Origin of the sequence: Exiguobacterium artemiae 255-15 (genome assembly GCF_000019905.1) — a bacterium.
In the GTDB taxonomy this organism is placed as follows: Bacteria; Bacillota; Bacilli; order Exiguobacteriales; family Exiguobacteriaceae; genus Exiguobacterium_A; species Exiguobacterium_A artemiae.
This window is the reverse complement of record NC_010556.1, coordinates 754,290-767,667: the sequence shown is the minus strand read 5'-3', so window position 1 is coordinate 767,667 and position 13,378 is coordinate 754,290. Positions and strand designations below refer to the sequence as shown.

Annotated in this window: 13 protein-coding genes; 1 reads left to right on the top strand and 12 read right to left on the bottom strand. The window is 46.2% G+C overall.

The features are described 5' to 3' along the window. Positions 1-59: 59 nt before the first annotated feature. The 12 genes from EXIG_RS03945 to EXIG_RS03895 form a co-directional block, all read right to left on the bottom strand. Complete coding sequence (locus tag EXIG_RS03945; protein ID WP_012369629.1) at positions 60-1,433, bottom strand: sensor histidine kinase; 1,374 nt, start codon at positions 1,431-1,433, stop codon at positions 60-62. Further along, positions 1,430-2,095 (bottom strand): response regulator transcription factor, encoded by a 666-nt coding sequence (locus EXIG_RS03940; RefSeq protein ID WP_012369628.1) that lies wholly within the window; start codon positions 2,093-2,095, stop codon positions 1,430-1,432. Before EXIG_RS03940 ends, EXIG_RS03945 begins: the two co-directional genes overlap by 4 nt. A gap of 125 nt (positions 2,096-2,220) precedes the next feature. Further along, positions 2,221-2,376: a hypothetical protein gene (locus EXIG_RS15875; RefSeq protein ID WP_167315838.1), complete on the bottom strand. Its 156-nt coding sequence runs from the start codon at positions 2,374-2,376 to the stop codon at positions 2,221-2,223. A 97-nt stretch (positions 2,377-2,473) separates the two neighbouring features. Further along, positions 2,474-2,908, bottom strand: a complete 435-nt coding sequence (locus EXIG_RS03935) for a methylglyoxal synthase (RefSeq protein WP_012369626.1) — start codon at positions 2,906-2,908, stop codon at positions 2,474-2,476. Positions 2,909-2,983: 75 nt separating this feature from the next. Then, positions 2,984-4,528 carry a fatty acid--CoA ligase family protein gene (locus EXIG_RS03930; RefSeq protein ID WP_041261833.1) on the bottom strand — a complete coding sequence of 515 codons (1,545 nt, stop codon included), beginning with the start codon at positions 4,526-4,528 and terminating at the stop codon, positions 2,984-2,986. A gap of 125 nt (positions 4,529-4,653) precedes the next feature. Further along, the gene (locus EXIG_RS03925; protein WP_012369624.1) at positions 4,654-5,541 is read right to left on the bottom strand and encodes an SDR family oxidoreductase; all 888 of its coding nucleotides are present in this window, start codon (positions 5,539-5,541) and stop codon (positions 4,654-4,656) included. 51 nt (positions 5,542-5,592) lie between these two features. Continuing rightward, positions 5,593-6,582 carry a lipoate--protein ligase gene (gene lplA / locus EXIG_RS03920; RefSeq protein WP_012369623.1) on the bottom strand — a complete coding sequence of 330 codons (990 nt, stop codon included), beginning with the start codon at positions 6,580-6,582 and terminating at the stop codon, positions 5,593-5,595. A gap of 30 nt (positions 6,583-6,612) precedes the next feature. Further along, entirely contained in the window at positions 6,613-7,296 is a 684-nt protein-coding gene (locus tag EXIG_RS03915; RefSeq protein ID WP_012369622.1) for a DsbA family oxidoreductase, read from the bottom strand. A 354-nt stretch (positions 7,297-7,650) separates the two neighbouring features. After that, positions 7,651-9,306: a glycerol-3-phosphate dehydrogenase/oxidase gene (locus EXIG_RS03910; protein ID WP_012369621.1), complete on the bottom strand. Its 1,656-nt coding sequence runs from the start codon at positions 9,304-9,306 to the stop codon at positions 7,651-7,653. Between the two features lie 133 nt (positions 9,307-9,439). After that, positions 9,440-10,930, bottom strand: a complete 1,491-nt coding sequence (gene glpK, locus EXIG_RS03905; protein WP_012369620.1) for a glycerol kinase GlpK — start codon at positions 10,928-10,930, stop codon at positions 9,440-9,442. Between the two features lie 34 nt (positions 10,931-10,964). Next, positions 10,965-11,789, bottom strand: a complete 825-nt coding sequence (locus EXIG_RS03900) for an MIP/aquaporin family protein (RefSeq protein ID WP_012369619.1) — start codon at positions 11,787-11,789, stop codon at positions 10,965-10,967. 189 nt (positions 11,790-11,978) lie between these two features. After that, positions 11,979-12,542 (bottom strand): glycerol-3-phosphate responsive antiterminator, encoded by a 564-nt coding sequence (locus EXIG_RS03895; protein ID WP_012369618.1) that lies wholly within the window; start codon positions 12,540-12,542, stop codon positions 11,979-11,981. 171 nt (positions 12,543-12,713) lie between these two features. On the opposite strand from EXIG_RS03895, the gene EXIG_RS03890 reads away from it, so the two are divergent. Beyond that, positions 12,714-13,340, top strand: coding sequence for a YczE/YyaS/YitT family protein (locus EXIG_RS03890; protein WP_012369617.1), 627 nt, complete (start codon positions 12,714-12,716; stop codon positions 13,338-13,340). Positions 13,341-13,378 lie beyond the last annotated feature (38 nt).

Below are 13,378 nucleotides of genomic sequence, written 5' to 3'. Positions count from 1 at the left end.
ACGTTCTCATTATTTCCCAAAATAAAAAACGAGATATGACTATCTCGTTTTTTAAGATCTTATTTTTTTCCGGACGATTCTTCCTGAAAATGTCGTGGAAAATTAAATTTCACACAAACTTTATTTTGTTCATTTCCCGCAATGAGATTTTCAATCGTCACTTCTCCTTCATGCCGTTCGACAATCCGTTTGACGATATATAATCCAAGCCCAAACTTACCTTCTTTTCCGCGTGAAAATTGATGGAACAGCGGAGAAGACGCTTCTAACGGCGGACCGTCATTCAAAATTTCAACAGTAGCCGTCTGCCGGGTACCGGAAAGGCGAATTTCAATGGTCGACTCCGCATAACGAATCGCATTATCCAGCACATTTTCCAGAGCCACACGCAATTGTTCCCCTTCCCCTAACACGATGCCCGCTTCGCCAGTGATTTTCCACGTTAAGGCTTTTGTCCCGACAAACCGCTTTTGGAGCAGGTGAACCATCCGGTCCAGATCGACATGATCCCATGTTGAACGATCCAGTTCAAAATAATCCAGTTTCGTTACATACAACAAGGCCGCGACTTTTTTCTCTAAGCGTTCTGCTTCCTCTTCGATGACGGAAACAGAACCTGTCAAATCACCGTCCGGATAAATTCCGTCCGAAATCGACTGGGCGTAACTGCGAATGACCATGATCGGCGTTTTCAAATCATGTGAGATATTTTGAAGCAGGGATTTTTGCGCTTTATCCTGTTTTTCCAAATCCATTCGCATTGCGTCGACTGACCGGGCCAATCGTCCGATTTCATCACCGCGATCAAGAGGAAGAGGCGTATCCCACTTCTGTGCCGCTATCTTGCCGACCGCCCGCTCAATCTCGATTAAAGGATGGGTCAATCGTCTGGCAAGCCAAAAGGCGATGAACAAGGTCAGGATGCTGACGATTGCGACCACCCAACCGATTTTCGAAAATAACTGCGTGATCAGTTCCTGGCGATATGCATCCCAGACGTACGAAACACGGTAATAGGTCTCGCCTTTAATCTCCATCTTTAAGATGCTGTAGTAAACATCCTCTTTATCCAGACGGGTCGTATATTTTTGCATTTCTTTTTCCTGGTCAATCGCATCACGATACATTTGATTGACCAGCTGTTGCGGTGCCCCGCCATAATACAACTTTCCATTTTTCGATAACAATAAGACATTGACAGAGCGTGATTCCTGTTTCCGTCGATCGAATTCAATCGGATTGTCTTGTAACATCTCGATGACAGAGGCATCTTCCGAGAAAAAGACTTCACTGTTTTCTAACGTCGCATAAACTTGCTCATCAATGAAATTACCAATCGATGAGCGCATGACGATTAATATGACAATGGAGAGTGTTGCAATGACGAGCAGGAACATCGCCCAGATTTGAAAACCCAGACTCCGATTTTTCATGCAGCCACCAGACGGTATCCAATCCCGTAAATGGTTTCAAGTTCCAATTTGGAAAGTTTTTTTCGGACCCGTCGGACAAGGTCATCGACGACACGATCCGATCCAAAGTAATCGTCTCCCCAGACGCTCACTAAAATTTGTTCCCGCGACATCGGTGTTCCGATTTGCGTAGCAAACAGAATCAATAAATCATATTCTTTTGAGGTCAAATCAATTTCCTGACCATTTTCTTCGATGATTCGTTTTTCCGGATAAATCGTGTAGTCTCCATACCGGATGAGACCAGTTTTAGGAGTCGCATATGCCCGTGCTAAAATTTTCTTTACACGAATGACGAGTTCACGCGGCAAAAACGGTTTTGCGATGTAATCATCCGATCCCATCTCAAGGCCGATGATTTTATCGATGTCTTCATCCCGGGCTGAGATAAAGATGACCGGTGTGGTCTCGTCGTGGGCTTTAATCCGTTTGATCAATTGAAACCCGTCGAGGTCCGGTAACATGATATCAAGGATCCATAAATCAGGTTTTTCAATGATGGCGGATGCTGCCGCTTCCCCGGACGTAAACGATTTTACTTGCCAGCCTTCCTGTTCCAAATACTTGACCAAGACGCGGTTCAAGTTCACTTCATCGTCAACTAAATAAATCGTATGCATCATCATCACTCCTGCTTAAGTTCTTTTTTTCAGTGTAACAAAGGATTTCCGCAGAATTATGGGAGAATCTAAAATTATACAAAAAAACGCTCTTTTCTAAAGAAAAGAGCGGCGTACGTTAGACTTAATTATTTTACAAGGCGCAACGATGGATATGTCGCACGTTCTACCTGTGTTTTTGTATTTGCTGATACATGACGACGTTCCGTTTTCACGATGTGTGTCAGGAACGTGACACCGCCACCAAGCAAGACGGTCACACCAGTCATTAAAATAATCTCCATTGTTTTCGCCACCCTTTTCTATCGCAATTGATAATCAGTATCATCCTCAAGATGACTATATCATGCTTGATAGAAAATGAGAAGCATTCTCAGAGAATTAATCGGTTAAAAATTTCCGCTGTTCTTCTTCATGACGTTTCCGAATGATTTCCCGCCATTGAAACTCTCCCTGTTCCAATCCGTTTATCAAAATTTCGGCGGTTCCGACATTTGTCGCAAGCGGCAAATCGTAAACATCACACAAACGAATTAACGCCGATACGTCCGGTTCGTGGGGTTGGGCGGTCAGTGGGTCCCGCAAAAAAATGACGATATCAATTTCTCCACGGGCAACCATCGCCCCGATTTCCTGATCGCCGCCGAGCGGTCCCGACTTACAGCGGTGGACCGTCAATGCGGTCGCCTCCATGATCCGTTGCCCTGTCGTACCCGTGGCATATAAGGTATTTTTGGCAAAGTAGGCTTCATATGCCCGTGTAAACATCATCATCTCGTCTTTTTTCTCATCGTGTGCAATTAAGGCAATATTCATTTGCTCTCCCCCTCTTTACCTATATGCACACAAAAAGAACTTCAGAAACCTGAAGTTCTTTTTTCTACAGTAGATTTACGAATTGGTCGGTTGTTTTTTCAAAACTGTCCGTAAAATCTTACCGGTCGTATTTCGCGGCAGTTGATCAATGAATTCAATCCGCGTTGGACATTTATACTTGGCAAGTGAAATGGCACAGAAGTCCATGATTTCCGATTCGGTCAATGGTTCACGAACGACAACAAACGCTTTGACTGCTTCTCCCATTTCTTCGTCCGGTACACCGATGACGGCTGCTTCGACGACTTTCGGATGCTGGTACAATACTTCCTCGACTTCACGCGGATAGACGTTATAACCGCCGACGATGATCATATCTTTTTTCCGGTCGACGATATAGAAGTAACCATCCTCGTCCTGTCTCGCCAAGTCACCGGTATAGAGCCAGCCTTCTTTTAACGTCGCTTGTGTTTCTTCCGGCATTTTGTAATAACCCGTCATGATGTTTGGTCCACGGACAATCAGTTCACCGACTTGTCCGACCGGAACTTCCTGCCCGAGTTCGTCCACAACTTTATTTTCAACATTCACGATCGAAGGGCCGATCGAGCCCGGCTTTTGAACGCCGTCGAGCGGATTAAAACAGGTGACGGGAGAAGCTTCTGACAGACCATATCCTTCAAGGATATGACAGTTAAAGGTTTCGTCAAAGGCTTGCAATAACGGAACCGGCAGACTTGCTCCACCCGATACGAATAAGCGGATGGATTCAAATGCACTCGTATATTCCGGATGCGCCTTAACCGTCTGCAACAGGAAATTATACATGGTCGGTACACCGGCAAAAATCGTCACCTGTTCCTTTTTCGCCAGTTCAAATGTCTCCTGAGGTGAAAAACGTGAAGCGATGATAATGGCTGCGCCGTGTGCAAGCGATGCATTGACGACGACCGTCAGACAAAAAACATGGAACATCGGTAATACAGCGAGTGTCCGATCCTGTTCCGAAACATTTAAGTACTCGCCGATGGAACGGGCATTCGAAGTCAGGTTCCGATGTGATAACATCGCTCCTTTTGGTTTCCCTGTCGTCCCGCTCGTATAAAGAATGACGGCTGTCTCATCCATTTCATACGTTACTTCCTCGATCGGATGTTCAATCTCCAACCAACGTTCAAGCGTCGTGAATTGAACAGTTCCAAGCTGTTCTTCCGGACCGACTTGACCGTTAAACGGAACGGACACGACGACGGCAAGATGCGGTAAATGAATCAATCGCTCTTTTGCCGCTTCGACAAGCGGTGCAATTCCGAGAATCCCTTTGACATCCCCGTTCATCAGAATATAACCGAGCTCATCCGGTGTATACGTTGGATTGATCGGTATCGCAATTGCCCCTTGCTTCATCACGGCATAATATCCGATCAAAAAAGCCGGACTGTTTCCAAGGATTAGAGCAACGTGATCTCCTTTTCGAATTCCATGTGATTCGAGTGCTCCGGCTGCCCGGTGAAACTTCTCAACAAATTCACGATAACTGACTGCGACATCTTCAAATACGTAGGCGATGCTGTCCGGACGTTGCCGAGCCGTTTCTTCCACCGAATGAATCAATCCCATCATAACTAGCTTCCCCCTTCGAATGAATAACCGTTCATTTTTAGCGTAAAAAAAATCCATACATGACGTGTCCGCCTGTATGGATAGTGTAGCATTTTATGGGAACGTTTTCACGTTCTTTCTTTTTAACCGTTGACGATGACGCCGCCGTTTAGATGCAAGACTTGACCCGTCATATAACTCGAATCGTTACAAGCCAAGAAGACGTAAGCAGAAGCCATTTCTGCCGGTTGTCCGGGGCGATCCATCGGCGTGTTTTTACCAAACGTTTTGACCGATTCATCCGGGAACGTATCTGTGATCAATGGTGTCCAGATTGGACCTGGGGCCACTGCATTGACGCGGATCCCCTGTTTCGCCAGGTTCATCGACAGACTGCGTGTGAAGCTGACGATGGCTCCTTTCGTCGACGAATAATCAATTAAGAGGGAGTTTCCTTCATATGCTGTCGAAGACGTCGTATTGATGATAGCTGAGCCGAGCGTCAGGTGAGGCAAGGCTGCCCGTGCTAGACGCATCATTCCGAAAATATTTGTTTTGAATGTTTTTTCCATCGATTCATCTGTGATGTCGAGCAACGAATCTTCCGGTTTTTGCATACTCGCATTGTTGACGACAATATCAAGACGACCAAAACGGTCGATCGTTTTTTTGACGAGTTCTTCACAATAGGCACCGTCTCCGATGTCTCCTTGAGACAGCAACACTTCGCCGCCGAGCTCTTCAAGACGAGCTTTTGTTTCTTCCGCGCCCTCCTGATCGCCGTAAAACGCAATGACGATTTTGGCGCCTTCCAATGTATAGGCGATTGAGATCGCACGTCCGATTCCTGAATTACCACCCGTTACGATCGCGACTTTTCCTTTCAATTTCCCGGCAGCGCGGTAATCATCCCGTTCATAATACGGCAACGGCTGTTGATCTTCCGTTTTTGGCAGACCTTCCGAAACTTTTTCAAAGTTGATGAAGTCGTTTAATGTACCCTCTAAAAAGTTATCTTTGTTGTAGCCCATGAAAAAAGCTCCCCCTATGCAAGTTGATAGAGAGAGTTTTCCCAAAAAAGCTTATGCTAAAACGTCAAGCACTTCGTCCAGCTCAACAGCTCCGAAATATTTCTTCAATTCGTACTGACTCAGGACTTCACGTAATGAAGAGCGGTCATACCGTTTTCCTTCCAACGCCCGAGCAATTTCCGAAGCATCCTCGACTCCGAAGAAGTCGCCGTAAATTTTCGCTTCTTCGATGATTCCCTTTTTCACATTCAGGCGGAAATCAATCGTTCCGATCGGGAAACGTTTTTTATGAATCACATCAAACTTCGGTGATTTACCGAAATTCCAATCCCAGTTTCCGTACCGTTCAGCGGAAATCGCATGGACTTTTGCCCAGTCTTCATCGGTTAAGACGTACCGCTCCATCTCTTTTCCTTCATAAATCGATTCCAGGAGATGCTCGACGAATTGATCCATCGTCAACGGTTCCGTCAAAAATTCAGAGATATTCGCGACCCGGCTCCGGACCGATTTAATCCCTTTGGAACGCATTTTTTCTTCACTGACGACCAAGGCATTGACGACTTCCTCGATGTTGGAATCAAGCATCAGTGTTCCGTGGCTGAACATCCGGCCTTTAGTCGTAAATTGGGCGTTCCCGCTGATTTTCCGGGTTCCGACATGGATATCATTGCGACCTGACAACTCTGCTTCGACTCCGAGTTTGTGTAAGGCTTGCACAACCGGTTCCGTGAACTTTTTGTAGTTGTTAAATGAATCACCGTCATCTTTCGTCAGGAAGCTGAAGTTTAAGTTCCCGTGATCATGATAAACGGCACCGCCACCGGACAAACGACGAACGACATGAATTCCGTTTTCCTCAATGTATTTCAAGTTGACTTCTTCACTCGTGTTTTGATTTTTACCGACGATGATCGATGGACCGTTAATATAAAACAGGAAATAATCTTCTTCGTTGACGTTCAGATTATTTAGGATGAAGTCCTCGACAGCAAGATTGATCCGTGCATCGTGAATATCGGGATGGAAAATGAATTTCATAAGTTTCTTGTACTCCTTTAGCAATCAAATTTAGTTACAGCCGTCGACTCCACACGCGTCACCTTCAGCTACGATTTCCACTTTTTGTTCTTGCTGGATCCGTTCCAGCACTTGACTGAATGCTTCAACAGGTTGTGCGCCTGAAATGGCATACTTCCGGTCAAATACGAAAAATGGCACACCCGTCACACCAAGTTCACGGGCCATTTCTTCTTCTTGACGTACTTCATCGGAAGACTCCTCTGATGCGAGAAAAGCTTCCACAGTTGCAGGATCCAGTCCGACAGCAGTCGCGATTCTTGTCAAAATCGAGTCATCATTTAAGTTCTCACCGTTCATGAAATAGGCTTGGAATAATTCTTCTGATACCTCGTCCATTTTATCATGCTTTTTCGCAAGTTGGGTCAGGCGGTGAGCTTTAAATGTGTTGGCAGGAACAACACGGTCCATCTCATAAAACAGACCATCCGTTTTCGCGGCATCCACGACGCCTTGCGACATTGATCGGGCTTGATCGACGGATGTCCCGTACTTGGATGCCAGGATGTCGTACAATCCCATTGTCGGTGTTTCCGGTGATGACGGATCGAGTTCAAAACTTTTAAATTCCACCTCGACATTTGTCGCTCCATTCTCCTGAATGGCTTTTTCCAAACGTTTTTTACCGATATAACAAAACGGGCAGGCATAATCTGACCAGACTTCAACTTTCATTTCGTTCCATCTCCTTCATACTAGTTATCATGTACATTTAGCATAATCGTCCGGACAGTTGCTTGCAATGAATCTGATTCCAGACGCCAGCAAAAAGGGGCTGACTCAAAAAAGAAACACTCATTCTTTTGCGCCCTTTCCTCAGGCGAGACACAAGCCAGTATTTCTGCCTCGTTCAGGCAAAAACCCGGGTCTTGTTTGTCTCTGACAGCGCAAAATTGCGCTTTTCCCTGTAGGAGTGGCGTGAAAAGAGTGTTTCTTTTTTAACACAAAAAGGGTGGCAGATTCCAATTCTGCCACCCTTTTCTTTGTAGAATCTGACTTTTGAGTCAGCCCCTTTTGTCGAACTAAGATTTATTCTGTGACGAGTGCGTGCGCCGCATCTTCGATTTCAATCTCGAGTTCTTTTGTATACTCTGCTGTTTGTGCAGCTGTCCAGTTCAAGTGACGAGCCATCTCTTTGATGACGGCTTCTTTGTGCTGACGTGCCCATGCAATATCAAAGAAGACTGCGCCGGTCCGACGGATGAAGAAGTCGATTGGACGGGCTACCATCTCATGATTGATACCGTAATGGAGTTGTGCGTAAACATCACGCGGTAATTCTGTTTCCGCCGCATCATACTCTGCCGCATATTCCAAAACAACCGGTACGTTTGAACCATAGCGTTTCGCAAGGAACAAGACTTCTTCCGACGTTAATCCGTTTGCCGGTGCTTGTGATTTCAAGAACTTCGCGTATCCGGCTGCTCCTCCGACATGACCGCCTGAAATCGGCATGTTTTTTGTTGCACAACGGGCATACGCGACATTTTCTTCTTTTTTGAGAAGTTTTGCGACGAGATCGACGACATGCTCGCCCATTTTACGGTAGCCTGTCAGTTTTCCGCCGGCAATCGTAATCAAACCGGATTCAGACTGCCATACTTCGTCTTTCCGCGAAATTTCAGACGGGTCTTTTCCTTGTTCATAAATCAATGGACGAACACCAGCCCAGCTTGATTCCACATCTTCGGCTGTCACTTTCACTTCAGGGAACATGTAATGAATTGCATCGAGAACATATTCCTGGTCTTCGACTGTAAATTTCGGATGTGATGTGTCTTTGTCAAAGAACGTATCCGTTGTTCCGACATACGCTTTTCCGTCACGTGGAATGGCAAAAATCATCCGGCCATCCGGTGTATCGAAATAGACGGCTTGTTTCAGCGGGAATTTTGACTGGTCGATGACGACGTGAACCCCTTTTGTCAAACGGAGTTGTTTGCCGACTTTCGAACCGTCTTTTTCACGCAATTCATCGACCCAAGGGCCGGTTGCGTTGACGACTTTTTTCGCACGAATTTCATGAACGTCCCCTGTCGCGAGATCCGTCACGCGCATCCCGACGACTTTTCCGTTTTCATACAGAATTTCTTCCGCTTTCGTGTAGTTGACGACACGTGCTCCGTGAGCAACCGCTTCTTTCATGACTTCGATCGTTAAACGGGCGTCATCTGTCCGATACTCAACGTAGTAGCCGCCGCCTTTTAGACCGTCTTGTTTCACAAGCGGCTCTTTTGCCAATGTTTCTTTTGCCGACAACATTGAACGCCACTCTGAACGCTTAACGCCTGCCAAGAAATCATAAACACGTAACCCGATTGACGTACTGAACGGTCCGAACGTACCGCCCTTATGCATCGGTAACAACATCCATTCCGGTGTCGTAACGTGTGGTCCGTTTTCATAAACGATGGCCCGTTCTTTCCCGACTTCGGCAACCATTTGGATTTCGAATTGTTTCAAATAACGTAAACCACCATGAACCAATTTCGTTGAACGGCTTGACGTTCCCGCTGCAAAGTCTTGCATCTCAACGAGTCCAATCTTCATGCCACGTGACGCGGCATCAAGTGCGATCCCAGCTCCCGTGATTCCTCCACCTACGACAAGTAGATCAAGTTCTTCACGCGTTAATCGATTGTAGACCTCTGCACGGTTTTTGCTTGAAAATTGTTGGTTTGCCATGAATAGTTCCTCCTGTATGGGTTCGAAAAAAAAGAGACCACAACAAACAGACTGACGGTGTCAACTGTTGCTGTGGTCTCTCCATATTCTCCGACCGGTTTATTAACTTGTACCTAATATAACATATGTCACATCATTTAAACAACATCGCCGCTTGAACAGCTTTTTTCCATCCAGCGTAAAGATCTTCGCTCTCTGCTTCCGCCATATCCATCTCAAAGCGACGATCCATCTTCCAGTGGGCTGAAATCTGTTTTTGATTCTCAAAGAATCCAACAGCTAGTCCTGCAAGATATGCTGCCCCGAGGGCCGTCGTTTCATTAATTTCCGGACGCTCGACCGGTGCCTGGATGATATCACTCTGGAATTGCATGAGGAAATCATTTTTAACGGCACCACCATCGACACGTAAGGCAGACATTTCGATTCCGGAATCCTGTTCCATCGCTGTCAAGACGTCACGCGTCTGATATGCCAGCGATTCAAGTGTCGCCCGGATGAAGTGTTCTTTTTCCGTTCCCCGCGTCAGACCGAAGACTGCACCACGGACATCACTGTCCCAGTACGGTGTCCCGAGACCGACGAATGCAGGAACGACGTAGACCCCGTCTGAAGACGTCACACGCGTCGCGTAAGCTTCTGTTTCCTTCGCATCGTTAATCAGGCGAAGACCATCTCGTAACCATTGAATCGCTGAACCGGCGACAAAAATACTGCCTTCGAGCGCATACTGGACTTTTCCGTCGATTCCCCACGCAATCGTCGTCAAGAGACCGTGTTCCGATGTCACAGCTTTGTCGCCCGTATTCAGCAACATGAAACATCCTGTTCCGTATGTGTTTTTCGCCATTCCTTTTTCGAAACAAGCTTGACCGAATAAAGCGGCCTGTTGATCTCCGGCAGCTCCGGCAATCGGAACCGATTCACCGAAGAAGTGATAGCCAGCTGTATGCGCATAAACTTCAGAAGACGGACGGACTTCAGGAAGCATGGCTTTTGGAACATCGAGGAGCTGAAGTAATTCGTCATCCCATTTTAGCTCGTGGATGTTATACATCAACGTCCGGCTGGCATTGGAATAATCCGTGACATGGGCTTTACCGCCTGACAACTTCCAAATCAACCAGGTATCAATCGTTCCAAACAACAGTTCACCACGTTCTGCCCGTTCCCGGGAACCTTCAACGTGATCAAGAATCCACTTGACCTTCGTTCCGGAGAAATAGGCATCAATCAACAAACCTGTTTTTGCACGGAACAATTCGGCATGTCCTGCACTCCGTAACTCTTCACAAATTTCAGCTGTTTGTCTCGATTGCCAGACAACTGCATTATGAATCGGTTTTCCAGTCTCTTTCTCCCAGACGACCGCTGTTTCCCGTTGGTTCGTAATGCCGATTCCAGCGATTTGTGTCGCTTTGACGTTGGCTTCCGTTAAACAGGTTGCAACGACCGAAAGGACACTTCCCCAAATTTCATTGGCATTGTGTTCGACCCAACCTGGTTTTGGAAAGTACTGCGTAAACTCACGTTGTGCGGAATGAACGATTTCTCCGGAACGGTTGAATAAAATCGCCCGTGTACTCGTTGTTCCTTGATCTAATGACAAAATGTAGTTCTCCATCTCTTCCCCATCCTTTGTATCTAGTAAGTTAAGCTTAAGCTGACTTCGACTTCACTGACGTTGATTTATTCGGACGAACACCGAATTTATAGCATAAACCTAATATGACGATTGTCACAAGTCCGACAATCACAAATGCCGGTGTATCTTTCCCGGAGAAGACGGATCGGTAAAACAATCCACCAAGACTTCCGCCAAGAACCGGACCGAGCACCGGAATCCAGGCATAACCCCAGTTAGAAGAACCTTTTCCTGCAATCGGCAGGATAAAATGCGCAATCCGTGGACCTAAATCACGTGCCGGGTTCATCGCGTATCCCGTCGTCCCCCCAAACGACATCCCGAGACCGACAATCAAGACACCGACGACTAATGGATTCAGACCGTCTGAAAACGTATTGGCTCCAATTGATAAAATCCCAATGACGAGTAAAAACGTCGCAATCAATTCACTCATGACATTCGCAAATGTATGTGGAATCGCAGGCGATGTCGCGAAAACACCTAGTTTTGCCGCCGGGTCTTTCGTTTCTGCCCAGTGTGGCAAGTAGTGAACGAATACGATACTCGCTCCAGCAATCCCGCCTAATATTTGCGCCACGATGTATCCCGGAACATCCGCCCAAGCAAATGATCCGTCAAAAGCAAGACCAAGTGTTACGGCCGGATTCAAGTGTGCGCCACTGAATTGACCGACTGCATAGGCAGAGAGTGCCACCGCAAAACCCCAAGCTAACGTAATGACGATCCAGCCGGCATCTTTCGCGTAGGATTTCGATAATGTGACACCTGCTCCGACACCATTCCCGAACGCCACGAGAAGTGCTGTCCCTAAAAACTCTGCTAATACCGGTGACATATAATTTCCCCCTTTGTATGTGAAAAAAGCAACAAAAAAAGAGATTCGCGCCTCGGCTTTTTGAATGTTCTCAAAAAGCATGAAAGCGTGAATCTCCGATTTCTCCGTCACTTCGTATCAACTTGTTTTCACTATAGCAATCGATGAAAACGCTGTCAAATGATTTACGTGATATTTATCATAGCGTTTTCATTTGTTTGATTCAAAGTATTTCCACAACTCTTTATTGGATGTCGTAATACTCGATGCTCCAGCTGCGATTGCTTGCTCCACTTCCTCAACGGTATCAATCAGTCCACCGGCGAATACGAGTTTGCCGGTTTTCCGTTTCACCTCTTCAATATACTTCGGCATCAATCCCGGTAATACTTCGATATAATCAGGTTGCGTCCGCTCCATCAGATGATAACTTTTTTCAAGTGAACTCGAATCAAGTAAAAACATCCGTTGCATCGTCTTGACCTTTTTTTGGCGGGCTTTTACGATGACACTTGCCTTCGTCGAGATGACACCATAGGGCTTTAATTCCTGGCAGACATATTCGGTCGCAAATTCATCGTTTTTTAACCCTTGAACTAAATCCATATGCAAAAACATTTTTTTATCATACCGATGTGCCAATTCATAGACGGCCTTTAAGCGCGAGACGTGCATCTCGAGTAGTACTCCGTACTCATAAGGACTTTTCAACATTTTTTCAAAGTCTTCTAACTTTCTGACAGACGGCAGAATCTTTTGACCAAAGTACGTCATATAGCGTCCTCATTTCTTTGATTTGTTCTTAGTATGTCGCCTCCGCAATGTTTTTCGCAATCCTCTTTTTATGAAAACAAATGAAAAGAACGATTAAATTAGGGTATAGCTTAACGATACTGATTTGAAATGGAGGTGAGAAGCATAGGGAAAAGGTTCCCTGTGCCTCGCATGAGTCAACAAAAAAGAATCATCATTTATTTATTTTCCATCCTCATCAATGCCCTCGGCAACAGCTTCATGGTCACGGCCGCCATCGGGAGTGCCCCGTGGACATCTGCCAGTGAAGCGTTAGCTCGTATTTCGCCGTTGACCGTCGGACTCGCTATTGTCGTTCTGCATGTTTTTGCACTCATCAGTGCTTTGCTTCTTGGCAGCCGCTTCAGTTGGTGGACGATTTTACTTAGCTTTTCCCTTGTCGTCCTGTTCGGGACAGCGATTGATTTCTTCTTATCGATTCACCAGCTCCTCTATACACCGATCGCCCTGTGGGCACGTATTTTGTATATGGTCATCGGGATGCCGTTGATTTCGCTTGGACTGGCCCTGTATCTGCAGATCGGCTTTGTCCTGATGCCGCCCGATTACTTGATGAAATCATTGATCAGCCGATTCAAAAGTACTTCGATCGGTGCAACGGTCAGCCTGGCGATTCCATTCCTGATTGCGAGTATTTTGTCGCTCGTTGAACACGAACTGATCGGGATTGGTGTCGGAACGTTCGTCTTTCTGTTGTTAAACGGTCCACTGATTGAATTTTTCCAAAAAACATTCCCCATCACCCGTCGTGTTACCTGACAAAGAAAATCCTGTCTCCACTGTGAATGTCACATCAC